This is a genomic window from Simonsiella muelleri ATCC 29453 (genome assembly GCF_002951835.1).
In the GTDB taxonomy this organism is placed as follows: Bacteria; Pseudomonadota; Gammaproteobacteria; order Burkholderiales; family Neisseriaceae; genus Simonsiella; species Simonsiella muelleri.
Map to the genome: position 1 here is coordinate 423,955 of NZ_CP019448.1, position 25,635 is coordinate 449,589.

The following is a 25,635-nucleotide window of genomic DNA, read 5'->3' on the forward strand; positions in this document are numbered from 1 at the left end:
TTAGGCAATCTGAAAATCAGTTTACAGCCATAAATTCAGCATCGATATGATAAAATTCAACCTCAATCAAATTAATTATCCGAAATGGAGAATATTGTGCAACTGCAACTAACTGAAATCATGAATTATGTGCAATCCATTTTGCCATTGATTCGTGCGAATATCGTTATTTTAACAGCTATTATATTGGTTTTGTTAATTTGGATATTAAAAAGTCAAATTGTGCGACAAAATCGTCGCTTTTTGTTGGATTTGAAAAAGGAATGGAAACAGCAAAATCAGCAAGTTACACAATCTTCTGTGATTGCGCCAACGTCTTCAGGCAGCCTGAAAAGCAGTTTATTGGAACAAAAAATTTTGGTATATCAAACTTTGGTAAATTTGAAAAATGAGATGATAACCGAGCAGCAGAGTTTGTCTGAAAATGGTTTGACTGCGAAACGTTATTATCATTATTTTAAGGAATTTCGTGATATTGTGATTCACAGTCGTTTTTATTTGGCATCGGAGACCGAATTTACGTTCAGTCAAATGATGCAAGATTCTGCGCCACAATTATTAAAAATCAAACACTTGGAAAATGAGTTTGCCGAACAAGCCACATTGCCTAGCACTGACCGTTATGCGCTGGAAAAATTGATTGAACAAGAAACGGTGGTTTTGGAAACGTTCCATCAAAATAGCCGTGTTCAAATGATTCATTTTTTGGATATGATTGATGATGATGCAGCAAAATTACGTACAGAATTAAATTTTTAAAAGCAATAAATGAATCAATTAAATTTTTTCAGGCAGCCTGAAAAATATTGTCATTAATTTAATATAAAGGAAAAATGATGCAAAAAGTGATTACGATAGATGGTCCATCGGCATCGGGCAAAGGCACGGTGGCGGCACGCGTGGCGGCACATTTGGGGTGGGCGTATTTGGATTCGGGGGCGTTGTATCGTTTAACTGCTCTTTTCGCTAAAAATCAACAAATTGCATGGAATAATGAAGCTGAATTGGCAAAATTGGCAGCGCGATTGCCAGTGCAATTTGATGGTCAAAAAATATTTTTAAATCAAAAAGATGTTACTAATGAAATCAGAATAGAAGCGATTGGTATGGGGGCATCTGAAGTTGCAAAGTTGCCTGGTGTTCGTTTGGCTTTGCTGCAACGCCAGCGCGATTTTTTGACGGAACGTGGATTGGTGGCAGATGGGCGCGATATGGGGTCGGTGGTTTTTCCTGATGCGTGCTTAAAAATTTTTCTGACGGCACCGCCCGAAATTCGCGCCCAACGTCGTGCTAAGCAAATTAATATTTCACTTCAAGGCGTTGAGTTTGAAAAAATTTTGGCTGATATTCAAGCGCGTGATGAGGCCGACCGTAATCGTGCAGTTGCACCGCTTCAACGGTTGCCCGATACTTTATTATTGGATACATCTGATTTGACAATTGAAGAATCTGTAAAAAAAGTGCTTGATTGGTATAGCAAAAAAAATAATTTATCAGTATAATACTGATTCCTTAAGGTTCAGGCAGCCTGAAAAAGGTTTTCTGAACAAAATCAATTTGTTAATTCCATCGCAATTTTGCGCCAAGGACAAAATTGTTTGATAAACCCCACACCCCGCACCCCTTGGCGGTGCATGAAAGCAAACCAAAATATGGAAAATTTTGCTCAACTGCTTGAAGAGTTTTCAGCTACCCAAGAAATGACCTACGGCGAAGTAATCACTGCTGAAGTAGTGGATATTACTGATAAATTTGTAATTGTGAACGCTGGTTTAAAATCAGAATCTTTGATTGATATCAATGAGTTCAAAAACGCTCATGGCGATTTAGAAGTAAAAGTTGGTGATTTTGTTACCGTTACCATTGAATCTGTAGAAAACGGTTTTGGCGAAACCAAGTTGTCTCGCGAAAAAGCCAAACGTGCTGCTGACTGGATTACTTTGGAAGAAGCCATGGAAGATGGCGAAATCTTGTCAGGCGTGATTAATGGTAAAGTGAAAGGCGGCTTGACTGTGATGATTAACAGCATTCGCGCTTTCTTGCCTGGTTCATTGGTAGATGTTCGCCCAATCAAAGATACTTCTCATTTTGAGGGTAAAGAGATTGAATTTAAAGTCATCAAATTGGACAAAAAACGCAATAATGTAGTGGTTTCACGTCGCGCTGTATTGGAAGCTACTTTGGGCGAAGAGCGCAAAGCCTTGATGGAGAACTTGCAAGAAGACACCATTGTTAAAGGTATCGTGAAAAACATCACTGATTATGGTGCATTTGTTGATTTGGGTGGTATTGATGGCTTGTTGCACATCACAGATTTGGCTTGGCGTCGTGTGAAACACCCAAGCGAAGTTTTGGAAGTGGGTCAAGAAGTGGAAGCCAAAGTATTGCGCTTTGACCAAGATAAACAACGTGTATCTTTGGGCTTGAAACAGTTGGGTGAAGATCCTTGGGACGGTTTGGCTCGTCGCTATCCACAAGGTACTCGTTTGTTCGGTAAAGTATCTAACTTGACTGATTATGGTGCGTTTGTTGAAATTGAACAAGGTATTGAGGGTTTGGTTCACGTTTCTGAAATGGATTGGACTAACAAAAATGTTCACCCAAGCAAAGTCGTTCAATTGGGCGATGAAGTGGAAGTGATGATTTTGGATATTGACGAAGACAAACGCCGTATTTCTTTGGGCATGAAACAATGTCAATCAAATCCATGGCAAGATTTTGAAGCCAATTACACCAAAGGCGATAAAATTAAAGGTGCAGTGAAATCTATTACTGATTTTGGCGTATTTGTTGGTTTGCCTGGCAACATTGATGGTTTGGTTCATTTGTCTGATTTGTCTTGGACTGAAGCTGGCGAAGAAGCTGTTCGCAAATACAAAAAAGGCGAAGAAGTGGAAGCTGTTGTGTTGGCAATTGATGTGGAAAAAGAACGCATCAGCTTGGGCATCAAACAATTGGAAGGCGATCCATTTAATAACTTCTTGTCTGTAAATGATAAAGGTGCTTTGGTTAAAGGTACCGTGAAAGCCGTTGAAGCCAAAGGTGCAACTGTTGTTTTGGCTGATGAAGTAGAAGCCTATTTGCCAGCGTCTGAATTTGACAGCGAACGCGTTGAAGATTTAACCACTAAATTAAAAGAAGGTGATGAAGTGGAAGCGATTATCGTTACTGTTGATCGCAAAAACCGCAACATCAAATTGTCTGTGAAAGCCAAAGATGCAAAAGCAAATGACGAAGCATTGAAAGCAGTTCAAACAGTTGCTCCTGCTAATGCTGGCACAACTAGTTTGGGTGATTTGCTGAAGGCGTCTTTAAGCAAAAACTAAAATAGGTAAACCAGATGACTAAATCTGAATTAATGACTCGCTTGGCGGAGGTATTCGTTGAGAAAAACAGCGACACCGAATTGCAAACCAAAGACATCGAATACAGTGTGAAAGTTTTGGTGGATACCATGACTCGATCGTTGGCAAAAGGTCAGCGTATTGAAATTCGCGGTTTTGGTAGCTTTGATTTGAATGATCGCCCCGCTCGTGTGGGTCGTAATCCAAAAACAGGCGAACGTGTGGAAGTTCCTGCAAAACGTGTTCCACATTTCAAACCTGGTAAAGAATTGCGTGAACGTGTAGATATTTCTGCTAAATAATTGAATTTATTTAATTATTGATTAATTCAACGCCACAGAATGAATGTTCTGTGGCGTTTTGTTTTTGCTGTCTGAAACGGTTATAATGTTGTTTATATTTTGTTTTTTGGATAATTATAATGCAGCCTGAAACACGTCAATTATTGAAATTAACCGATAATATCGCCAATAAATTGGAAAAATTGCATTTACATAGTGCTTGGGATTTGGCTTTGCATTTACCATTGCGTTACGAAGACGAAACACAAATTATCCCGATTGCTGCTGCACCCATTGGGGAAATTTGTCAGGTGGAGGGCGTGGTATTGCATCAGGAAATACAATTTAAGCCACGAAAACAATTAATTGCACGCATTAAAGATGATTCGGGGGCGTGTCTGAATTTGCGTTTCATTCATTTTTATCCTAATCATCAAAAGCAATTGGCACAAGGTGCAACTGTACGCGCTTTGGGTGAAATCAAGCGTGGATTTTATGGCGATGAAATGATTCATCCAAAATTAAAATCTCCTGAAAATAATAAATTGGCTCAAAGTCTTACACCAATTTATCCCACAACCAATGGTTTGAATCAACCCACTTTGCGTAAAGCGGTTCAGGCTGCCTTAGATGCGGTGGATTTGACAGAAGTACTGCCTGAAAAGTTATTGAAATCATTGAAATTACCGTCTTTGGCGGAGAGCTTGCGGACATTGCATAATCCACCGCCTGAATTGTCCATGCAAACGCTGGCAGATGGCGCGTTTCCTGCTTGGCAACGCCTGAAATTTGATGAATTATTGGCGCAACAATTGTCTATGCGTTTGGCTCGGCAACGGCGAAAATCAGGTAATGCCAAACCTTTGATTGGCAATGGGGTTTTGTCAAAAAAATTGTTGGCAAATTTACCATTTCGTTTGACCCATGCACAGCAGCGCGTTTGCGATGAGATTCGAGCAGATTTGGCAAATCATGTTCCTATGCATCGCTTGTTGCAAGGCGATGTCGGTAGTGGTAAAACGATTGTGGCGGCTTTGTCGGCTTTGGTGGCATTGGAATGTGAGGGCGTGCAAGTGGCGATTATGGCACCAACCGAAATTTTGGCAGAGCAGCATTTTATCAAATTTAAACAATGGTTTGAAACTTTAGGTATTCGCGTGGCGTGGCTTTCAGGCAGCCTGAAAAAAAAGGCGAAAGATGAAGCAAAAGCAGCATTGGCAAATGGCGAAATTCGGGTGGTGGTGGGGACACATGCGCTGTTTCAAGATGATGTTTTATTTGATAATTTAGGCTTGGTGATTGTAGATGAGCAGCACCGTTTTGGTGTGGCACAACGGTTGGCATTGAAAAATAAAGGGCAAGATGTTCATCAATTAATGATGTCCGCCACACCTATTCCGCGCACGTTGGCGATGAGTTTTTTGGCAGATTTGGACGTGTCGTCTATTGACGAATTACCCCCCAATAGAACACCTATTAAAACTAAATTAGTCAATCAGTTACGTAGAAATGATGTGGAAGGTTTTGTATTAAGCACCTGCCAAAAAGGACAACAAGCGTATTGGGTTTGTCCGTTGATTGAAGAAAGCGAAACGCTGCAATTACAAACTGCTACCGACACGTTAGCCGAATTACAAAACCATTTACCCAGTTTAAACATAGGGTTAGTTCATGGACGTATGAAAGCTGCCGAAAAAGCCGCTGTGATGTCCGAATTTATTTCAGGCAGCCTGAATGTTTTGGTCGCCACGACCGTGATTGAAGTGGGTGTGGATGTGCCTAATGCCAGTCTAATGGTTATTGAGCATGCCGAGCGCATGGGGTTGGCGCAATTGCATCAATTGCGTGGGCGAGTAGGGCGTGGTGCGGTTGCCAGTACTTGTGTGTTGTTGTTCGCAGAACCACTTGGTCAGGTCAGCAAGGCGCGACTCAAAGTGATTCATGAACATACCGATGGCTTTGAAATTGCACGACAAGATTTGGAAATTCGTGGACCAGGCGAATTTTTAGGGGCGCGGCAAAGTGGTGCGCCGATGTTGCGTTTTGCGGATTTGCAAACAGATATGGTGTTGCTGGAACAGGCACGACAAGCGGCGGCAGATTTGGTCGCGCATGAGCCTGACGTGGTGGCACGGCATTTGGAACGATGGTTGGGCAGTCGGGAAGGATTTTTGGCGGCTTAGCTAAATGAAAATACAGTGCTTTAAATTCAAGTGATGGTCGTTTAAAACCCAAAGTACTACTAAAACGTCAGTCTTTTAGGCTACCTGAATCAATTGTCATTTACGCTTAACAAGCATAAAATACTTGCGTTTATTTTTAGATAACCCATTTCAGGCAGCCTGAAAAAAGGCAGCCTGAAAATCATTTATAAGGAAACATTTTGATGCAGCCATTTCCGATTTACAATTTTTCTGCTGGCCCTGCTGTGCTGCCTGAAAGCGTTTTGCGTACCGCACAAAATGAAATGTTGGATTACAATGGTACGGGCATTTCTGTGATGACTATGTCGCATCGTGGCGATGCGTTTGCCAGTATTTTGCATCACGCGGAACAAGATTTGCGACAGTTGATGAATATCCCAAATAATTATAAAGTCTTGTTTTTACAAGGTGGTGCATCAGCACAGTTCAGTCAAATTGTGTTGAATTTCGCGCATGGATTTGAATGTGTTGATGCAGTGGTGTCGGGTAATTGGTCGGAAATCGCCTACAAACAAATGGCCAAATTGACTCAAACTCACATTCATTTGGCTGCTGATGGTAAACGTGATTTTCAATACAAAAACGTGCCACCTGTGGCATCTTGGGACATTCATCGTGATGCGGCGTTTGTTCATTTTGTGATTAATGAAACGGTTCATGGTTTGCAATATCGTGATGTGCCACAATGGTCGGCGGATTTGCCACCGTTAATTTGTGATATGTCGTCTGAAATTTTGTCGCGTCAAGTGAATGTGGCGGATTTTGGCGTGATTTATGCAGGCGCACAGAAAAACATTGGACCTGCAGGTGCAACCGTGGTCATTATTCGTGAAGATTTGTTGGAACGTTGCAGCAGTCATGTGCCTGATGTGTGGAATTACCAATCTCATGTGCAGCGTCAGGGAATGTACAATACGCCAGCGACTTATCCAATTTACATGGCAGGGTTGGTATTTCGTTGGTTGCAAGCGCAAGGTGGTGTAGAAAGCATTCAAAAAATCAATGAATTAAAAGCGAAGAAATTATACGATGCGATTGACCAAAGCGGTGGTTTCTACCAAAATGATATTTATCCCGATGCGCGTTCACAAATGAATGTGGTATTTCGCACACAAGATATTGAATTAGATGAAAAATTTATTCAAGAATCGGTATTGAATGGTTTGCAATTATTACGCGGTTACAAGGCGGTTGGTGGAATGCGTGCCAGCATTTACAATGCGATGCCCATGGCGGGTGTAGACGCGTTGATTGAATTTATGCAGGATTTCCAAAAACGTTACGGTTAATATATTCATATGTTTATGTATACGTTTCAAACACACATCAAACAAGGCGATCGCCGTGTACATCTCGTATATAAGTGAGCGTACTACGCATCATTTTAAACGACTACACAAATAGATTTTCAGGCTGCCTGAATCAATAGGTAGCCTGAAAATGTTTTAGAACCTGCTTACGAACACAGGTTCTTATTTGAATGATTGTTTAATTATTACTCATATATTGATTGGTCAATTGTGATGCCCGTTTTTCAGCGGCGGCGATGTCATCTGCAATTTCACTTAATTCAACGGGTTGTCCATCGCGATTCCAAGCATGAATGGTTTCGGTGCTGGACATTCCGTGCCACATTTTTTGTCCATTATCATAATAAAAAACGCTTTCAGATTTATCATTTGCTTGATTATTTTCAAATAAAATCTGACCATTATCATAATAACCACGAATTTTCACGGGTGCATTTGGATTCAAATGGTTGTCTCCTTCGGTTTCCAAAACGAGCGTACCAGCTTGGTTATAATAACCGCCGCGTTGCACCAAACCATTTTGATAATCCAAAAATTGGGTAATTTCGCCTGCTGGGTTATACCAAATCACGCGACCTTGCATAACGGCAGAATCAAAATTATCAAAATTTTTCATGTCTAACAATATCATGGGATTGGTTTGTTTGGTGTTGCTGTCTTGGTAGAAATCTTGCACGATGGCTTGACCTGCGCGATTTTTGCCAAGCAATTTGCGATAAAATCCGCCAACTTGAGGGGTGGTTTGCACTTCTCCATTTGGGTTGAAATAAACGATGGTGTTTTCTTTGCTGGATTTCATTTTGTGGCTAGCGGCATTCGCTTGGGTGGCGAGTAATTTGGCTTGAGTTGGAATGCTGGCGGTCGTGGTGTTCGGTTTAGATTTCAGGTTGCACGCGCTCAATGCCATTGCCACACAAATCACTAAAACTGTTTTTTTCATTTTGAAACCTTTGAATTAATCTGTGAATAAATATTTTGCCACTATAACCATTTTTCAGGCAGCCTGAAAGCCTAAAAAGCGCAAAAAGCAGATTTTAAATAATAAATCTGCTTTTGTATCAAATATAGTCGTTTGAAATTAAAAATATAATTGCCTTGTCTGCTTTCTTATATACGAGATGTACACAGCGACCGCTTTATATTTGCAAAAATTGTCAATAAAATCGAGTCATCAATTTTACGAACACAGGTTCTTACATCGCAGCCAAAACCGCATCACCCATTTCACTGCACGACACAAGTTTGCAACCGTCTTCAAAAATATCGCCAGTACGCAAACCTTGTTCCAACACTTTTTGTACGGCATTTTCAATTTGTTTGGCACGATTTTCATCGTTCAAGCTGTAACGCACCAGCATTGCCAGCGACAAAATGGTGGCAAGTGGATTGGCTTTGTTTTGTCCCGCAATATCAGGCGCAGAACCGTGTGATGGTTCGTACAAACCTTTGCCTGTTTCGTTCAGCGAGGCAGACGGCAGCATACCAATTGAACCCGTCAACATAGATGCTTGGTCGGATAAGATATCGCCAAAAATATTGCCTGTCGCAATCACGTCAAATTGTTTGGGTGCGCGTACAAGCTGCATGGCGGCGTTATCCACATACATATGGCTCAATTGCACGTCGGGGTAATCTTTCGCCATTTCATTGAAAATTTCTTTCCATAATTCAGTGGTTTCCAACACATTGGCTTTATCCACGCTGCATAATTTTTTATTGCGTTTTTGTGCTGCTTCAAATGATACTTTGGCGATGCGGCGGATTTCGCTTTCTGAATATTTCATGGTGTTGAAGCCTTCGCGTTCGCCATTTTCCAGCGTGCGAATGCCACGCGGTTCGCCAAAATAGATGTCGCCAGTCAATTCACGAACAATCAAAATGTCCAAACCTGCCACGACTTCGGGTTTTAAAGTGGACGCGTTCGCCAATTCTTTATACAAAACTGCAGGACGTAAATTAGCAAATAAATTCAAATCTTTGCGAATTGCTAATAAGCCACGTTCTGGGCGCAATGGGCGGTCTAATTGGTCGTATTGTGGCGAACCGACTGCACCCAATAATACTGCGTCTGCTTTGCGACACACATTTTGCGTAAATTCGGGATACGGGACACCAAATTGGTCATATGCTTCGCCGCCCAGTGGTGCATATTCATAGGCTACGTCCAATCCTTGTGCAATTAATTTGTCCAACACGCGCACGGCTTGAGCGATGATTTCAGGTCCGATGCCGTCTCCACATAAAATGGCGATTTGTTTGGTCATGTCAATTATCCTTGCAGGGTGCGCCCCGCGCACCGCGTCATTAATTTGAAATGGTGCGCGGGGCGCACTCTATATTATTTTGGTTTACCAAAATTGCTATGTGTTGAAATCTAAGAACCTGCTGCGTTTGCTTAAAAAGCTGCCTTGTATTCGCAAAAATGGTCAATAGAATCAAGTTATCAATCTTGCGAACACAGAGGTTCTAAAAAACAGCACATCATCAAAAAAATTTTATATCGTGGTTTTGATTGTAACTCAAATTGTTTTTCAGGCTGCCTGAAACCTCAAAACTTCAATTTTTCTGCCAATTTTTGTGCTGTGCTTTCACGGCGTCTGGCGGCATCGGTGGCGTTTTCACCATTGAATGATGACCAATTTTTTTCGCGTCTAGCTTGGGTAAGTTCTTCGGGCAATTTGTCGGCTGCCCACGGTGCGAGTTCGCCCGTTAAAGCGAAAGCGTCTTGCGATGCGTGTCCACGCGCTTGCAATTTTGCCAACATTTCACGCGCTCTGGCAGCCAATACGGTCAACGTGGGTGCGTCAATCAACAAAGTTTGCGTGCCTGTAATTTTATCAGACAATGTTTCCCAATTGGATAAAATACCGCCCAACAAACCACCAATCGCCGTCCCCAAACCCAATGAAGTCCCCAACGTCAGCGCGTCTAATCCCAAACCCACCACCGCGCCAGTCGCCAAACCTTTGCTTGTGCGAATGCCATAGTGCATCAGCAAATCGCTGTCAAATGGGTCTTGACTAAACGCTTGAATCGCCCAATCACTGCTCTGCCATTCATTATTATAAAATTTATATAAATCAAGCAATTGTTTATGCAATTGGTGTTCGGCTTGGCGAATAGTGGTTTGCATTTCGGCTTGTTTTTCGGTCAATACGGCTTCTGTGGCAAACGTTTGGCGAAACGCTGCCACATTCAATAAAAAATGAGCAATGAATAAACGCGCTTCTTGATTCAAACGTTGCCATTCTTGGCGACGATGGCGCATGAGATTATCCAAAATTTGGCGTTCAGGCAGCATGGTTGCCAAATTTTCCCATAAACGTATTTCGCCTTCAAAATCAAATGCGACCGTATCAAAACTGCTGGAAACGTGCAAAGTTCGCCGTGCCAGCATGGTTTGCCATTCGCTCAAATCACGCCCAGCGGTAAAGTTAAATACGGGCATAATTGGTTTGGCACACCACGACAGTACGGTCAGCTCGTCTCTGTATTTTGGCAACACAGGTTCTCGCGCATCAACCACATACAACGCACAATCGCTTTGTAATAATTGGCGTAACACTTTGGCTTCTTGGGAGAATTCAGTTTGCGCGGCGAGGCTGGCAAGAAACAAATTTAGGCGTTCAATGCCATCTAATTTATTGGGTGTTTCATTGTCTAGCCAATCCAAAATACCGCCAGCATCTTCTAATCCAGGGGTATCGTAGAGTCGGACGAATTCGCCAATCAAGGCTTCTTCGACATGACGTGTGGTGGCGGCGGCGTTTTTGACTTCGCCAAATTGCGTATCACGCAGCAGCGTTCGCATTAAAGAAGTTTTGCCTGTATTGGTGTGTCCGACTACGGCAAGTTTGAGTGATTCCATATTTTACGTGATTGAAATAATAAAAAAGACTGAAAGGCAGCCTGAAAACCAGTTTCCCAGTTTTCAGGCTGCCTGAAAGCATCAATTAACGTTTATCGGTTGGGACAAAATCGCGATATGGTGCGCCTGTGTACAGTTGACGTGGACGACCGATTTTTTGGTTAGGGTCGCTAATCATTTCATTCCAATGAGAAATCCAGCCGACTGTACGAGATAATGCAAAAATCACGGTAAACATTGACGTTGGAATATTCAATGCACTCAACACGATACCTGAATAGAAGTCCACATTTGGATACAATTTGCGTTCAACAAAATACGAGTCGTTCAATGCAATTTGTTCCAATTCCATTGCCAATTTGAATTTGGGGCTGTCTTGTAAACCCAATTCGCTCAAAACTTCGTAACATGTTTTTTTCATGATGGCAGCGCGTGGATCCATGTTGCGGTAGACGCGATGACCGAATCCCATGAGTTTGTATTTTTTCTGTTTTACGCCTTCCATGAATTCTGCCACATGAGACACATCGCCGATTTCGTCCAACATATTCAACACTGCTTCGTTTGCGCCACCGTGTGAAGGTCCCCACAAACTGGAAATACCAGACGCAATACATGCAAATGGATTCGCACCCGAAGAGCCAGCTAAACGCACGGTTGAAGTAGACGCATTTTGTTCGTGGTCGGCGTGTAAGATGAAAATGCGGTCTAATGCGCGAACCAATACGGGATTGGGTTCATATTTTTCGCAAGGTGTTGCAAACATCATGTGCATGAAATTGGCAGCATAATTCAAGTCGTTGCGTGGATAATTGAACGGCAAGCCCATTGAGTAGCGGTAGCACATTGCGGCGATGGTCGGTACTTTGGAGAGCAAGCGGAAAATAGCCACCTCGCGATGACGTGGGTCAGAAATTTCCAAACTGTCTTGGTAGAATGCAGACAACGCACCCACTACGCCAACCATCATTGCCATCGGGTGTGCATCACGGCGGAAACCACGGAAGAACCAAGTCAATTGTTCATGAACCATGGTGTGTTCTTTCACGGTTTTTACGAATTTGGCTTTTTGTTCTGCGGTGGGCAATTCACCGTAAATCAGCAAATAGCACACTTCTAAATAATCGCTGTGTTCTGCTAATTGTTCAATCGGATAGCCGCGATAGTAGAGCAAGCCCTTATCGCCATCAATGAAAGTAATTTTGGATTCACAGCTTGCGGTAGACACAAATCCGGGGTCTAGCGTGAACATACCAGTGGTTTTGTTTAAGGTGCGGACATCAATTACTTCATTGCCGAATGTGCCTGTTAAGACTGGCAATTCTGTGTCAAAACCTTCGCCTTGCAATTTTACAGTTTTATTGGACATCTCTGGCTCCTAGTTTGGGGTTAAAATATTTTACTTATTACATTTAAAATTCAAGCAGTTAAAATTTTCAGGCTGCCTGAATGGGAAAATCTTTAATCTCTACTATTTGTTGTGGCGAATTTTGGCTAACAATGGTTCAAAATCAGTGCGTTTGGGTGATTCAACTTGATTAACAAGGGCGAGAAATTCTTGGTCTTCCAACGCCAAAATATCCACAAAAATGGCTAATTCTTCATCGCTTAATTGGTCAAATTCAGTCGCCATAAAACGTTTTAAAACAATGTCTAATTCTAATAAACCGCGTCTGGTTTGAAAGCGTATGCGCCGTTTGGCGGTGTCATCAAATTGTGCCATAAATTTTTCACTTGTGAATGTTTTTTTTGTATTTTTGATGGGGCGATTCGTTTGACTGTTTTCAGGCAGCCTGAAAGATAAAAATCATTTTTCAGGCTGCCTGAAAAATTAAATCGCACGCTCCAACATAATTTCTTTGATTTTCCCGATGGCTCGAGTCGGATTCAAATGTTTTGGACATACGTCCACGCAATTCATAATTGTGTGGCAACGGAATAAACGATATGGGTCATTCAAATCGTCCAAACGCTCATTGGTAATGGTGTCGCGGCTGTCGGCAATGAAGCGGTACGCATTCAATAAACCAGATGGGCCAACGAATTTATCAGGATTCCACCAAAACGATGGGCAAGAAGTAGAGCAGCATGCACATAAAATACATTCATATAAACCGTCTAATTCAGCGCGTTCCTCTTGTGATTGTAGGCGTTCGCGTTGTGGTGCAGGGGTATCGTTTACCACATAAGGTTTAATAGAATGATATTGCTTGAAAAATTGTGTCATGTCCACGATTAAATCACGAATCACAGGCAACCCCGGTAATGGACGCAGCACAATTGGTTGTTGCAAACTACGAATATCAGTCAAACAAGCCAAACCATTTTTACCATTAATATTCATACCATCAGAACCGCAAATCCCTTCACGGCATGAACGGCGGAAAGACAACGTGTCATCTTGCGCTTTGAGTTTGACAATCGCATCAAGTAATTTTACATCAGTGGGCTGAATTTCTAATTCATAATCTTGCATGTACGGTGCTGCATCGCGATCGGGATTGTAGCGGTACACTTGAAAGCGGATTTTTTCCATTGTGGGTGTTCCTTTGTTGGTTTTCAGGCTGCCTGAATATTCAAAAAATGGGTTGAATGATTTTTCAGGCTGCCTGAATGGTTTTTTTCTTAATAAACGCGTTTGGCGGGTTCAATGTATTCGTGTGTCAAAGGTTTGGTGTGTACGGGTTTGTACGCCAAACGATTGTCAGCAGAATAGAACAAGGTATGTTTCATCCAATTGACATCATCGCGTTCGGTGTGGTCATCAGATGCGTGTGCGCCACGTGATTCTTTGCGTGCTTCGGCAGAAACCAAAGTCGCTTTAGCCACTTCCATCAAATTGTCCAATTCCAACGCTTCAATACGTGCAGTGTTCCACACCAAGCTTTTATCGCCGATTTCGGTGCGTTTGGCGCGTTCATACAGTGCCAATACTTTTTCCACGCCTTCTTTCAAAATGGCATCTGTGCGGAATACACCTGCGTGTAATTGGACGGTACGTTGTAATTCGTTGCGTAATGCGTCCACGTTTTCGCCGCCTGTTTGATTATTCAAACGTTCTAAACGTTGTTTGGTGAATTCACCAGCGTTTTCAGGCAGCGTTTTGAAATCGTGGTTTTGAATATATTGAATCATGCTGTCGCCAGCCGATTTACCAAATACCACCAAATCCAACAATGAATTTGTCCCCAAGCGATTTGCACCATGAACAGACGCGCAAGCACATTCGCCAGCCGCATACAAACCACCGACTACTTTTTCAGGGTTATCGCCTTCAGGGACAACCACTTCGCCGTGATAATTGGTTGGGATACCGCCCATCATGTAGTGTGTGGTTGGCACAACGGGAATCGGGTCTTTAATTGGGTCAATACCAGCAAATTGAATGGAAATTTCACGAATGCCTGGTAATTTAGACATGATTTTTTCCGCGCCAATGTGGTCAATTTTCAACAACACATGGTCTTTATTTGGACCACAACCACGACCTTCGTAAATTTCCATTGCCATCGCACGAGACACCACATCACGCGATGCCAAATCTTTTACCGTTGGTGCGTAGCGTTCCATGAAGCGTTCGCCTTGTGCATTCAACAAGATACCGCCTTCGCCGCGTACACCTTCGGTAATCAACACGCCTGCACCTGCCACGCCTGTTGGGTGGAATTGCCAAAACTCCATGTCTTCTAATGGAATGCCAGCGCGAGCGCAAATACCCAAGCCATCGCCAGTGTTCATAAAAGCGTTGGTTGATGATGCGTAAATTCGTCCTGCGCCACCTGTCGCAAATAATACGGCTTTGGCATGGAAAATATACACTTCGCCGCTTTCCATTTCCATGGCAGTAACGCCGACCACATCGCCATTATCATCGCGGATTAAATCCAATGCTGTCCATTCTACGAAAAATTGGGTATTGGCACGGACGTTTTGTTGATACAGGGTGTGCAACATGGCATGACCTGTACGGTCAGCTACGGCACAAGCGCGTTCTACAGCACGTTTACCGTGTTCGGCGGTGTGTCCACCGAATGGGCGTTGGTAAATTTTGCCACTTTCCACGCGGTCAAAGGGCATACCCATATGCTCTAATTCCACTACTGCATCAACTGCATTGCGCGTCATGAATTCAATGGCATCTTGGTCGCCCAACCAGTCTGAACCTTTTACGGTGTCATACATATGCCATTCCCAGTTGTCTTCTTGCACATTGCCCAAAGATGCAGAAATACCACCTTGTGCAGCTACGGTGTGTGAACGGGTTGGGAAAACTTTAGATAAAACAGCCGTGTGTACACCTGCTTTAGATAATTGCAACGCGGCGCGTAAACCCGCACCACCTGCGCCGACTACAACGGCATCAAATTTACGAATAGGATAAGTCATGATTTTTTAGCCCCAAATGGCAAAGAATGAGTAAACAGTACAACCAACCAACCAAACCACAGTGGCGCATTGTAAGAATAAACGCAAATAGAATGGCTTAATATAATCCATCCACAAATCGCGAATGCCTACCCAAGCGTGTAAGAATAGGGCGATGAAAGTAACCTGCGTGAATACTTTGACCCAAGTTTTATTGAATAAGGCTTGCCATTCGGTGTAATCGTTTGCGCCAATCATGCCAAGCAAAAAGAAGAAAAATAACACGGTGTACAACACCATCACAACAGCCGTAGCACGTTGCATTGCCCAATCGCGCAAACCATAATGCGCGCCTGTTAATTTGCGTTTTACCATAATGCAATTCCCAATACAAAAGCCGTAACGGCGGCTGCAATCAAAACAATACGCGCTGATTTGCGCGCAGTTTGCAAATCTGTGCCAATGTGTGCGTCAATAATCAAAAAGCGGATGCCCGCAAATAGATGATGAATAAACGCCCACAAAACGCCCCACAAAATCAGTTTGATAAACCAATTATCTGCCCACGCTTTGTAGTATTCAAAATCTTCGCCGCTAGAGCGCGAGCCGCTTAACAATGCCAACAAAAACGGCAACAACAAAAACAACGCAACGCCAGTGGCACGGTGCAAAATGGACACGATGGCAGGCATAGGTAAATGCTTGATAATCGTAGGCATATCCAAATACACGGGGCGTTTTTTGCCAGAGTGTAATTTTTCGGTTTGCATAATGATTCCTCTTGCGCTTGAATCTGTTTTTTCAGGCTGCCTGAAAAAATCGCGATAGGCGCAACTGTTTTTTTCTAAGATAAATGAAATTTATGCAAATCAATTAAGTCATCAATCACAACTCAAAAGATTTACACAGTTTACTAATTTACCCTGTTTTCCAGTCCTTGTGTAGTCCTTTTGTAAAAAAATATATTAAATTGAGTGGGATAATAAAAGTAGTGAGATGTAATATTATTTACATAAATTAATGTTTGCAAATAAAAAAAATGGCAGCCTAAAAAATTGTTTAATAAAAAGGAAATTTTCTCATTTATAATTAACTGAATTTAAAATGAAAATATTTTGATAAAATAGGTACAATCGTGTGTTTTCAGGCTGCCTGAAAGAAATTACGCGCGTGGGTGATGTTGTTGGACAATGGATTTGAGTCGTTCGTTGGCGACATGGGTGTAAATTTGGGTGGTGGCGATGTCGGCGTGTCCAAGCAGCATTTGGACGGTTCGCAAATCTGCGCCGTGATTGACTAAATGGGTGGCGAATGCATGGCGTAAACTGTGTGGCGACAATGATTTTATGCCAACTAAATCAGCATATTGCTTGACAATCAACCATGCTAATTGGCGCGTCATACCGCTCTTTTTTTGGCTAACGAATAATTCATCACATCGCCGTCCTTTGAGTAATTGCGGGCGCGAAAATTGGACATATTGTCCAATCCAATGCACAGCTTCTTCACCCAATGGGACAATTCGTTGTTTATCACCTTTACCGATGGTATTAACCAAACCGTGATTTAGATTGATTTCATTCATGCGCAATTTGACTGCTTCAGTAACGCGCAAGCCTGTCGCATACATCAATTCCAATAAGGCTTTATCACGCAAACCGTGTGGCGTATCGCAATCTGGCATATTGAGTAAATTTTCAATTTGTTGTTCTGTAATGATTTTTGGCAGAGTATGTGGTAATTTGGTGGCCTTTAAATCGCGCGTTGGGTCATCTTCGCGCTGCCCAGTTTCCACTAGCCAAGCATACAATCGTTTACACGCCGACAACGAACGCGCTTGCGAACGTGGCTGCTCGTCTGATACGTAAATGGCACTTGCCAACGCAACCGCATCAGCTGTCCAAAAATCTGCGTGTTGCGTGTCCAAACGTTGTGCCAATTTGGACAAGTCGCGGCGGTAGGCTTCCAATGTATTATGTGCCAAACGTTCTTGTAGCCACAGATGTTCTAATAATTTATCAATTAATTCAATCATTTATTTTCCTTTCAGGCTGCCTGAAAGCGAAGACGTGATTTTTTCACAACCAGCACCCACAATTTGGCTGGTACCATTATGCTTTGGAATGACTTGAATTTGGGCGTGGATGCGTTCATTGAGCGATGGAATATGTGAAATAACGCCAATGAGTTTGCCTTCATTTTTTAAATTAGACAAAGCGTCCAATACGGTTTCCAATGTGTCCGAGTCCAGTGTTCCGAAACCTTCATCTAAAAATAGGGTGTCAATTCGCATATTTTTACTGTGCATTTTGGACAATCCTAATGCCAATGCTAAACTAATTAAAAAACTTTCGCCACCTGATAAATTTTTGCCAGTTCGTTCTTCGCCACCTTGCCAATTATCTATCACATTAATTTCCAAAGAATTTTCATTACTTCGTTTTAATAAATAGCGGTCATTAATGTATTGTAATTCACGATTAGCATGGGCAATCATCACATCAAAAGTTAAGCCTTGAGCGAATTTTTTGAATTTATCACCCTTTTGTGATCCTATTAAATTGTCCAAAATTTTCCATTGTTGATATTCAGCGTCTTGCAAGCGAATTTTTTCCATTAAATTAATGTGTTGTGTCATGGCTTGCTGGTGTACGGACAATTGCGCTTTCAGGCTGCCTGAATCTTCTTTGAGTGCATCTAATTGTGTTTGACATTGTATAAGTTGCTGTTGAGTTTCGTTTTCATTGGCTTGATTTTTCAAAATAGATTCAAATTTTTCAATTTCTTGTGCTATGTGCTGAGCTTGAATATGCAAATGTTCAGCTACCTGATTGAGTTGTTGTTGCTGTATTAATAAATTGGACAATTCATTTTCGGGCAGCCTTGCTGCGAGAAATGCGTGTTCATCAATAAAACCACGTGCCTCACACGCTTGAAGAAAATCTTGTTGTGCCCGAGCACAATTTATAGATAATTTGTCTAATTCTGTTTGTTTCGTGGCAATTTTTTCGCGCCATTGTGTCAATTCGAGTTCAGTAGAATGGGCAATTTGTTGTGCTTTTTTCCAATTATTTTTTGTAGATTCAACAAGTTGAATGGCATTGTTTTCGGCGATATCAGGCAATTGCTCCCCAAATATTTGTTGCCTTTGGGTAAGATGTTGTTGATGTTCTGCCCGTGTGTTGTTTAATAAAATATCTAATTCTTCACATAATTGCTGATATTTTTGTGCTTGACGTATTTCTTGTGCCAATTGTGCTTGTTCGGTGACTAAATCATTATCTAATTGATTTTTTTGTTGTAAATTTTTCTGATAATCTTGATTTTTAATTTGACAATTTGTCCAAATTTCTTGAATACGTTGTAAGGCAGCCTGAAAATCGTCATTAATCCAAACATCATCTGCCCAAGTAACCAAAGTGGTTTGCCATTGCGTTAAATAATCCGATAATTCTTTATTTTTTAAAGAAATTTGTTCTTTATGATATTTACAATGAATGTGGTATTCTTGTGCGTTTTGCTGGGCATTTTGCCATTGTTCGTGGGTAATTTGGGTTTGTGTTTCAGCGAGCTGTACATTTTTTTGTGTGGATTTAATTTGTTGGTCTAATTTTTTAATTAAATGAATTTGTTCATCTATTTTTTTTAATTCGGCTTGCAAATCATGCAAATCTTGATGAGAATAAGTTGCCCAATTCGCTATTTTCTGTTGGATATCGGTAATATTTTGCCTAGATTTATCTTTTTGAAATTTAAGTGTTTCTATTTTTTCATATGTGATTACCAGTGTTTTTTCATTGGTACGCAGATTTTTTTCTTGTTGATTGAGTTCTTGTTTTAATTCATGAATTTGATTGGCTAATTCATCATTTAATTCAAGTACTTCATTAGCAAAAGGGTGTTCGGTTGCACCACACAACGGACAAGGCTCGCCATCATGCAAATGTACCCGATAATCAGATAACTGCATGATTTTTTGTGATAATTGATGCTGTTGCTCAGCAACATTTAAACGCTGGTTAATTTCTTCAATTTTATGATTTAATTGAAGAATATTTGCATCGCACACGGTTACTGCATCACGTTGCTGCTGAAGTTGAATTTCTATATAGCGCAGTTCTTCTTCTTCTGTAACGAGATACGCTTTCTGTTCGATATATTTTGTTAAATCAATCTGTTGTTTGAACAATTTATCGGTTTCAGGTTGTTGTTCGCGTTGTTGCTGCAAATGGTACAATTCATCTTTCAAGTTACTGTGTTTGGTTTGTGCTTGCTGATAAAGGTTTTGTTGTTGTTTAGCTGTTTCTTGATATTTAATTAGTTGATTTTTATATTTTTCTTGTTTATTTTGTAGCATTTGCCATTGTTCTAAAATGGCTTCAAATTGCTTGATTTGTTGCGCCCACACAGATAGATGCTGATTTAATGTAGCATTTTGGACATTTTGTCTAAGAAATTCAGCTAATTCAGTTTGTTTTTTTTGCCATTTTGCAATGGTAGTTTGTCTAATTTCAATTTGTGAATCAATGAGTTGTTTTTCATTTTGTGCAGCCAAATAATCCGTTTGTGCGTGTTGGATACGATCGGCAAGAATACGGATATTTTCATCTAAACGGCGAATTTCAGGCAGCCTGAAACGCAATTGAGCCAAAAATTGTTCGGCATGTTCAAAGTTATTTTTTTCTTGAATGAATTGATTTTGAGCATTTTTATGCGCTTGTTCTTTTTGTGGCAAAGTTTCATTTAATTGATTAAATAGTTGTTCAGAATCAATATAATTTGAATATTGATGTTGCCAAATATTGTACACATTATCTAATAAATGAGCATTTTGTGCGGAAATGATGCGTTGTGCTTGCGGCTGGAATGCGGTTTGTTGGATTTGGTTTTGTTGGATATTTTGGCTGATTTGTAAGGCTTGTTGGCGATATTGGCTAAGGGTTTGATGTTGTTGTGCCAATGTTTGCCAATATTGTTGCTGTTGTTGCTTTTCTTCAATAGCCAATTGATTTTTAGCTAAATTTTCTTGCAATAAAGCCAATGATTCAGGTGATAAATAATTCAGTCTGCCTGCAATTTCAGACAATTTATCTAATTTTTCTTTTTCTGTTTTGGTGCGCTGAAACACGGTTGCTGAAATGTGTTGATAAATTTCTGTGCCTGTAATTTTTTCCAAAATAAGGGCGCGTTCGTCAGATTTAGCGTGTAAAAAAGCCGCAAAATTGCCTTGCGCCAACAGCACGGTACGCGTGAACTGCACAAAATTCATACCAGTTAGTTTTTCAATATAATCTGCTGTTTGATTTGATTTTTCACTTAAAACCGCGCCAGTTGTATGATCATATAAATAATGTTTCACATTTTGTAAATTGCCATCTGGTTTGTTGTGGGCGCGTTTTTGCGACCAATGACTACGATATTCTTTCTCATTGATTTCAAAAGTAATTTCTGAATAGCATTCGCCTGTTTTGCGGCTCATTAATTCGTTTTGAGTTTTGGATACGGTTAAGCGTGGCGTGCAGCCGTAAAGTGCAACACAAATCGCGTCCAATAAGGTGGTTTTGCCTGAACCTGTTGCGCCTGTGATGGCAAAAATACCATCATCGCGAAATTCGGGCGCATTGAAATCAATTTTCCATTCGCCTATTAATGAATTTAAGTTTTTGAATTGTAATGAAATGATACGCATATTGATGACTTGATTCAGGATTGATGGAATTCGGATTCTTGATATGTTTTTACGGCATCGTGATAGCGATGTTGCAGTTCGGGACGTTGCTCGAGTGGAATGTGATTGGCATCTAAGCAACGTTCAAATACTTGATAAATATCTAAATTTTCTAAACTTTCGGTTTCATTTTGTTGCGACAACGTGTGTTCACGTTGATGATGATTGCGAATTTTGAGAATGTAATGTGGTGTATTTTTCAGGCAGCTTTCCAGTGTCGTGCGTAAATCGGCGATGTGTTCCGCGCCTGTATAATGAATCTCCAACCAAACACATTCATCAGGTAAATCAGCTATTTGCTGCTGAATTTCTTTCAGGCAGCCTGAAAGTTTTGCCAATCGTTGGAAAACAGGAATAGACAAAGTGTCCAATTTTGGTGTAGTTCGTTCAAATTGAATTGTGGTAATGGATTTTTGTTGCGTGCATTCGCCAAAACCCATTTGAATAGGGCTGCCTGAATAGCGAATTAATTGATTTGAATGAATATTTTGTGGAATATGTAAATGTCCCAATGCCAAATAATCAAATGCTGGGAATAATTCTACAGGAAAGCGATTGAGTGTACCAACATATAACTCTCTCACGCCATCACCTTGTTCTATATTGCTATTTTTGGTTGATGTGCAAAACAAATGCCCTGTTCCAACAATTGGAATTTGACGTTCGCCACGAATGGCACACGCAGCCTGAAAGGTTTCGGCGTAATGTTTGGCAGTGCCTTGTATGACTTTTTGATTTTTATCGCTTTGACTTTCGCCAGCTTGACTGGTGCGGACATCGCGCTCACGCAAATATGGGACAGCGCAGACAATCAATTCATCTTCGCCAAATTCATTTTTTAATACAAGGACTTCATCGGCTGGGTTGGCTTTGGTAGAACCAATAACGTGGATATTCAAATGCGACAACATCGGCGCGGGTGCATCTAAAAAACTGGGGCTATCGTGGTTGCCAGCAACGATAATCGCATGACGAAAATGTGGTAAATCAGCAAGTTGGCTTAAAAAATGGAAGTAGGTTTCTTGCGCGTAAGTGGGGGGCGTGGTGGTATCAAACACGTCGCCAGCAATGATGAGTGCGTTGGCTTGGTGGTTGGCTATTTGTTGCAATAACCATCGCAAAAAGGCTTGGTGTTCGGGGGCGCGGCGGTGGTTGGCGAGTTGTGCGCCTAAATGCCAGTCGGCAGTGTGAAAAATCAGCATGGCAAAAAATCAGTCAAAAATAGTCCAAATATTTTTCAGGCTGCTTGTATTTAACGAAGGCAGCATACAAAAAATTAACGAAAATAATTCATCGGGTTAGTTGGTTTTCCATTAACACGTAATTCAAAATGTAAAGCAGTTTTGCCATCACGCCTACCACTGCTGCCAACTTCAGCGATGATTTGTCCTGCTTTCACACGTGCATTCATGGGGACAAGAATATTTTCGTTGTTGGCATAAGCTGTTATCGTGGTTGCGCTGTGTCGGAGGAGAACCATTTTGCCGTATTGTGCAATGTTGTTGCCTGAATAAATGACCACGCCATCGGATGCCGCGTGAACAAATTCGCCACGATTAGCAGCAATATCTATGCCTTTGTTTTGATTGCTATAAGGTATGATGATTTTGCCATCGACGGGCATTTGCAGACGAAATGCGTTGACTGTGTGCTTGTTGTTGCCAACAGAAATTTTTCCATTATTAAAAGGCTCACGAATCAATAGGTCATCGCCAACGTGAATGGTTTCGCTTGATAATTGATTCCAGCGTTTTAAATCAGCTACGCTCACGCCAAATCGTTGCGATAAGCGTGTTAATGTATCGCCCGATTGAACGCAATATTGTCCTGCTGGTGCATGGGCGCAAGCTTGGCGTGGTTGTGGGTTGGTATTACTGGCACAGCTTGGCAGCAGCATGGTAATCAGCAGCGAAGTCAGCAAAATAGCGTGTTTCATGTGAACCTTTCTATCATGAGATTGGGGTAAAATGATAACAAATTTTTCTCCATTGTGCAGAATAGGGGGCGGACATTTATGATAAATCAATTTAAAAATGAGATTTAATAAGATGAAAATTCAAGCAAAAATTTGTGGAATCACACGCCTAGAAGATGCGCTTAGCGCAGTGGCATATGGTGCAGATGCATTGGGATTTGTGTTTTTTTCAGGCAGCAAACGATTTATTCAACCTGAAAATGCCAGACGAATTATCCAAAACTTGCCACCATTTGTGCAGACGGTTGGACTTTTTGTCAATGAGTCAGCGGAAAATGTCCAAAAAATTTTGGCGACTGTGCCATTAACGTTGTTACAATTTCATGGTGATGAATCGCCTACATTTTGTCAACAGTTCCATCGCCCGTATTTAAAAGCGGTTCGCGTGCAATCCACAGATGATATGTTGCACGCGTTCGCGCGTTATCCTGATGCACGTGCAATTTTGTTTGATGCGTATGTTGATGGCGAATATGGTGGAACAGGTCATTGTTTTGATTGGAAAATGCTGCCTGAAAAAATGGCTGGGCATTGGATTTTGTCGGGTGGATTGAATCCCGATAATGTGGCGCAAGCATTACACGAAACAGGCGCATTGTCGGTTGATGTGTCCAGTGGGGTGGAAGAATCGGCTGGCGTTAAGTCGCCTGAAAAAATGCGTCAATTTCTTTTTGCTTGTCAATCAAATTGTTAAATTTGCCTACTGTTGTTGCAAAAAGTTATCACTTATAATTGGTTTCAGGCAGCCTGAAAGTTTTGGGCTGCCTAACTTTATGGATTTTTGGGATAAAGAATCATGCAAAAATGGCAAATAGAATTGAATGCCACGCCGATGTGGTTGTTGCAAACATTCATGGGCGTGTTATTGGCGGTGCTGCTGACGGTGTTTTGGGTCAGCAAAACCCAATTTGGTAAACAATTTAAACAAGTGCTTGCGCCGTGTTTGGATAGAAAAAGTTATTTTAAAATGATTATATTATTGGTCATTATGATGATTTTATTGCTGACTGAAATCCGCTTGAATGTGTTAAGTACATTTATGACGGCAGGGCTGCTTAATGCGTTGCAGGATATGAATGTGTCGGCATTTTGGCTATTTGTTGGCATGAATGCATCTGTGGTGTTGTTGCGGACGTTGAATGGGGCGATTAATGATTTTTTTGACCAAGCGTTGGCGATTAAGTGGGCGGAGCGTCTGAATCGGGTATTGGTAGTGGGTTGGTTGACGCATAAAAATTATTATACGATGCAAATGCAAAAAATGATTCCTGATAATATTGACCAACGTATTCAACAAGATGCACAAGATTTTATCGGCGATACCATTCAATTTATACGTGGAATGTTGGATTCAGTGATTTCGTCTATGGAATTTGCGATTGTGTTATGGGGGTTGTCTGGGATATTGTTGGTTTTTGGGGTTGAAATTCCTAAGGGACTGGTTTTTGTGGTGTTTTTATTTGTGTTGTTGGCGACTGGGTTAGCGATGTGGATTGGTCAACCATTGATTGAATATCATTATGAAAATGAAAGACTTAATGGGGATTATCGTTATTCGTTGATTCGGGTACGTGATCATGCAGAGAGCATTGCATTTTATGCTGGTGAGGCGCGTGAACAAAAATATTTGGCGTTGAATTTTCAGGCAATTATCCGTAACCGTTGGCAGATTGCTAAACAAAGCGTTTTTTTAAGTGGATTCAATGATATATCCAGTCAAGGTGTACAGTTGCTGCCTGCGATTTTGCAAGCTCCACGCGTTTTTGCTAAAGAAATCAAAGTTGGTGATGTGCAACAAACGATACAGGTTTTTGCGCGATTACAAAAAGCTTTGTCGTTTTTTCGTTTATTTTATAAGCAATTTACGGCATATCGTGCGCGTTTAGCGCGTTTAAGTGGATTTTTAGATGGTTTGAGCGACAAGCATCAAGTGGCGGCATTAACGCGCGAAACCGTTTCAGGCAGCCTGAAACTGGTTGATGCAAATTTGTTACACCCAAATGGCAAAATTCTGTTGAAAAATATTAATTTATCTTTAAAGCAAGGTGAGAGTTTGTTATTGAAAGGCAAATCGGGTTGCGGTAAAACGTCATTGCTTCGCAGCATGGCTGGATTGTGGGTGTTTGGCGGTTCGGGTAGTTTATATGCGCCTGATTTATCAGATATTTTATTTGTGCCACAACGTGCTTATATGCCACAAGGCACGTTGCATGATGCGATTTGTTATCCGCAACAAAATGTTCAACATGATGAATTATCAGCGGTTTTACAAGATTGCCATTTAACACATTTGTCGGCGTTGTTGCCTGAAAAGCAAGATTGGCAACATATTTTGTCGTTGGGTGAGTTACAACGCATTGCTTTTGCAAGGATTTTATTGGCAAAACCCCAGCTTATTTTGCTGGATGAAGCTACTTCTGCATTGGACGAAAACACTGAGGCGCATTTGTATCAATTGATTCGTGAAAGGCTGCCTGAAAGCATGATTGTCAGCATTGGACATCGCAATACATTAACGCAATTTCATCAACAACAAATTGATTTATCATAAAAATTTATA

General features: G+C 41.2%; 21 protein-coding genes. 8 read left to right on the top strand and 13 right to left on the bottom strand.

Annotation, left to right across the window (positions count from 1 at the left end; all coding sequences use genetic code 11):
- Positions 1-96 precede the first annotated feature (96 nt).
- The 6 genes from BWP33_RS02060 to serC all read left to right on the top strand — a co-directional run bounded on the left by BWP33_RS02060 (position 97) and on the right by serC (position 7,118).
- Positions 97-759 (top strand): hypothetical protein, encoded by a 663-nt coding sequence (locus BWP33_RS02060; protein WP_002641030.1) that lies wholly within the window; start codon positions 97-99, stop codon positions 757-759.
- A gap of 77 nt (positions 760-836) precedes the next feature.
- Positions 837-1,502: a (d)CMP kinase gene (gene cmk, locus BWP33_RS02065; RefSeq protein ID WP_002641029.1), complete on the top strand. Its 666-nt coding sequence runs from the start codon at positions 837-839 to the stop codon at positions 1,500-1,502.
- 132 nt (positions 1,503-1,634) lie between these two features.
- Complete coding sequence (gene rpsA / locus BWP33_RS02070) at positions 1,635-3,326, top strand: 30S ribosomal protein S1 (protein ID WP_002641028.1); 1,692 nt, start codon at positions 1,635-1,637, stop codon at positions 3,324-3,326.
- A gap of 14 nt (positions 3,327-3,340) precedes the next feature.
- Positions 3,341-3,646: an integration host factor subunit beta gene (locus BWP33_RS02075; RefSeq protein ID WP_002641027.1), complete on the top strand. Its 306-nt coding sequence runs from the start codon at positions 3,341-3,343 to the stop codon at positions 3,644-3,646.
- 119 nt (positions 3,647-3,765) lie between these two features.
- Positions 3,766-5,808 carry an ATP-dependent DNA helicase RecG gene (gene recG, locus BWP33_RS02080; protein ID WP_002641026.1) on the top strand — a complete coding sequence of 681 codons (2,043 nt, stop codon included), beginning with the start codon at positions 3,766-3,768 and terminating at the stop codon, positions 5,806-5,808.
- A gap of 203 nt (positions 5,809-6,011) precedes the next feature.
- Positions 6,012-7,118, top strand: a complete 1,107-nt coding sequence (serC, locus tag BWP33_RS02085) for a phosphoserine transaminase (RefSeq protein ID WP_002641025.1) — start codon at positions 6,012-6,014, stop codon at positions 7,116-7,118.
- A gap of 199 nt (positions 7,119-7,317) precedes the next feature.
- Here the strand turns inward: serC and BWP33_RS02090 are convergent, their stop codons facing one another.
- From BWP33_RS02090 to BWP33_RS02150, 13 genes are all read right to left on the bottom strand, one after another.
- Entirely contained in the window at positions 7,318-8,079 is a 762-nt protein-coding gene (locus BWP33_RS02090) for a toxin-antitoxin system YwqK family antitoxin (protein ID WP_002641024.1), read from the bottom strand.
- A 253-nt stretch (positions 8,080-8,332) separates the two neighbouring features.
- Positions 8,333-9,403, bottom strand: coding sequence for a 3-isopropylmalate dehydrogenase (leuB, locus tag BWP33_RS02095; RefSeq protein ID WP_002641023.1), 1,071 nt, complete (start codon positions 9,401-9,403; stop codon positions 8,333-8,335).
- Between the two features lie 284 nt (positions 9,404-9,687).
- On the bottom strand, positions 9,688-11,007 hold the full coding sequence (locus tag BWP33_RS02100; RefSeq protein WP_002641022.1) for a GTPase/DUF3482 domain-containing protein: 1,320 nt from the start codon (positions 11,005-11,007) through the stop codon (positions 9,688-9,690).
- 85 nt (positions 11,008-11,092) lie between these two features.
- On the bottom strand, positions 11,093-12,376 hold the full coding sequence (gene gltA, locus BWP33_RS02105) for a citrate synthase (RefSeq protein WP_002641021.1): 1,284 nt from the start codon (positions 12,374-12,376) through the stop codon (positions 11,093-11,095).
- Between the two features lie 102 nt (positions 12,377-12,478).
- Positions 12,479-12,730 carry an FAD assembly factor SdhE gene (locus tag BWP33_RS02110; RefSeq protein ID WP_002641020.1) on the bottom strand — a complete coding sequence of 84 codons (252 nt, stop codon included), beginning with the start codon at positions 12,728-12,730 and terminating at the stop codon, positions 12,479-12,481.
- A gap of 108 nt (positions 12,731-12,838) precedes the next feature.
- Positions 12,839-13,543 carry a succinate dehydrogenase iron-sulfur subunit gene (locus tag BWP33_RS02115; RefSeq protein ID WP_002641019.1) on the bottom strand — a complete coding sequence of 235 codons (705 nt, stop codon included), beginning with the start codon at positions 13,541-13,543 and terminating at the stop codon, positions 12,839-12,841.
- 89 nt (positions 13,544-13,632) lie between these two features.
- On the bottom strand, positions 13,633-15,393 hold the full coding sequence (gene sdhA / locus BWP33_RS02120) for a succinate dehydrogenase flavoprotein subunit (RefSeq protein WP_002641018.1): 1,761 nt from the start codon (positions 15,391-15,393) through the stop codon (positions 13,633-13,635).
- Positions 15,394-15,399: 6 nt separating this feature from the next.
- The gene (gene sdhD / locus BWP33_RS02125; protein ID WP_002641017.1) at positions 15,400-15,747 is read right to left on the bottom strand and encodes a succinate dehydrogenase, hydrophobic membrane anchor protein; all 348 of its coding nucleotides are present in this window, start codon (positions 15,745-15,747) and stop codon (positions 15,400-15,402) included.
- On the bottom strand, positions 15,741-16,142 hold the full coding sequence (sdhC, locus tag BWP33_RS02130; RefSeq protein ID WP_002641016.1) for a succinate dehydrogenase, cytochrome b556 subunit: 402 nt from the start codon (positions 16,140-16,142) through the stop codon (positions 15,741-15,743). The genes sdhD and sdhC overlap by 7 nt, the downstream gene beginning before the upstream one ends.
- A 392-nt stretch (positions 16,143-16,534) precedes the next feature.
- The gene (xerD, locus tag BWP33_RS02135; protein ID WP_002641015.1) at positions 16,535-17,407 is read right to left on the bottom strand and encodes a site-specific tyrosine recombinase XerD; all 873 of its coding nucleotides are present in this window, start codon (positions 17,405-17,407) and stop codon (positions 16,535-16,537) included.
- Complete coding sequence (locus BWP33_RS02140; protein WP_002641014.1) at positions 17,408-21,061, bottom strand: AAA family ATPase; 3,654 nt, start codon at positions 21,059-21,061, stop codon at positions 17,408-17,410.
- Between the two features lie 14 nt (positions 21,062-21,075).
- The gene (locus BWP33_RS02145) at positions 21,076-22,302 is read right to left on the bottom strand and encodes an exonuclease SbcCD subunit D C-terminal domain-containing protein (protein ID WP_002641013.1); all 1,227 of its coding nucleotides are present in this window, start codon (positions 22,300-22,302) and stop codon (positions 21,076-21,078) included.
- 74 nt (positions 22,303-22,376) lie between these two features.
- Positions 22,377-23,036 carry a LysM peptidoglycan-binding domain-containing M23 family metallopeptidase gene (locus BWP33_RS02150; protein ID WP_002641012.1) on the bottom strand — a complete coding sequence of 220 codons (660 nt, stop codon included), beginning with the start codon at positions 23,034-23,036 and terminating at the stop codon, positions 22,377-22,379.
- 112 nt (positions 23,037-23,148) lie between these two features.
- On the opposite strand from BWP33_RS02150, the gene BWP33_RS02155 reads away from it, so the two are divergent.
- Both BWP33_RS02155 and BWP33_RS02160 read left to right on the top strand, forming a co-directional pair.
- Complete coding sequence (locus BWP33_RS02155; protein WP_002641011.1) at positions 23,149-23,769, top strand: phosphoribosylanthranilate isomerase; 621 nt, start codon at positions 23,149-23,151, stop codon at positions 23,767-23,769.
- Between the two features lie 102 nt (positions 23,770-23,871).
- Positions 23,872-25,626, top strand: a complete 1,755-nt coding sequence (locus tag BWP33_RS02160; RefSeq protein WP_002641010.1) for an ABC transporter ATP-binding protein/permease — start codon at positions 23,872-23,874, stop codon at positions 25,624-25,626.
- Positions 25,627-25,635 lie beyond the last annotated feature (9 nt).

Coding starts and splice junctions, on each gene's coding strand:
- cmk (WP_002641029.1), top strand. CDS start 837: ATGCAAAAAGTGATTACGATAGATGGTCCATCGGCATCGGGCAAAGGC.
- rpsA (WP_002641028.1), top strand. CDS start 1,635: ATGAAAGCAAACCAAAATATGGAAAATTTTGCTCAACTGCTTGAAGAG.
- BWP33_RS02075 (WP_002641027.1), top strand. CDS start 3,341: ATGACTAAATCTGAATTAATGACTCGCTTGGCGGAGGTATTCGTTGAG.
- recG (WP_002641026.1), top strand. CDS start 3,766: ATGCAGCCTGAAACACGTCAATTATTGAAATTAACCGATAATATCGCC.
- serC (WP_002641025.1), top strand. CDS start 6,012: ATGCAGCCATTTCCGATTTACAATTTTTCTGCTGGCCCTGCTGTGCTG.
- BWP33_RS02090 (WP_002641024.1), bottom strand. CDS start 8,079: ATGAAAAAAACAGTTTTAGTGATTTGTGTGGCAATGGCATTGAGCGCG.
- leuB (WP_002641023.1), bottom strand. CDS start 9,403: ATGACCAAACAAATCGCCATTTTATGTGGAGACGGCATCGGACCTGAA.
- BWP33_RS02100 (WP_002641022.1), bottom strand. CDS start 11,007: ATGGAATCACTCAAACTTGCCGTAGTCGGACACACCAATACAGGCAAA.
- gltA (WP_002641021.1), bottom strand. CDS start 12,376: ATGTCCAATAAAACTGTAAAATTGCAAGGCGAAGGTTTTGACACAGAA.
- BWP33_RS02110 (WP_002641020.1), bottom strand. CDS start 12,730: ATGGCACAATTTGATGACACCGCCAAACGGCGCATACGCTTTCAAACC.
- BWP33_RS02115 (WP_002641019.1), bottom strand. CDS start 13,543: ATGGAAAAAATCCGCTTTCAAGTGTACCGCTACAATCCCGATCGCGAT.
- sdhA (WP_002641018.1), bottom strand. CDS start 15,393: ATGACTTATCCTATTCGTAAATTTGATGCCGTTGTAGTCGGCGCAGGT.
- sdhD (WP_002641017.1), bottom strand. CDS start 15,747: ATGGTAAAACGCAAATTAACAGGCGCGCATTATGGTTTGCGCGATTGG.
- sdhC (WP_002641016.1), bottom strand. CDS start 16,142: ATGCAAACCGAAAAATTACACTCTGGCAAAAAACGCCCCGTGTATTTG.
- xerD (WP_002641015.1), bottom strand. CDS start 17,407: ATGATTGAATTAATTGATAAATTATTAGAACATCTGTGGCTACAAGAA.
- BWP33_RS02140 (WP_002641014.1), bottom strand. CDS start 21,061: ATGCGTATCATTTCATTACAATTCAAAAACTTAAATTCATTAATAGGC.
- BWP33_RS02145 (WP_002641013.1), bottom strand. CDS start 22,302: ATGCTGATTTTTCACACTGCCGACTGGCATTTAGGCGCACAACTCGCC.
- BWP33_RS02150 (WP_002641012.1), bottom strand. CDS start 23,036: ATGAAACACGCTATTTTGCTGACTTCGCTGCTGATTACCATGCTGCTG.
- BWP33_RS02155 (WP_002641011.1), top strand. CDS start 23,149: ATGAAAATTCAAGCAAAAATTTGTGGAATCACACGCCTAGAAGATGCG.
- BWP33_RS02160 (WP_002641010.1), top strand. CDS start 23,872: ATGCAAAAATGGCAAATAGAATTGAATGCCACGCCGATGTGGTTGTTG.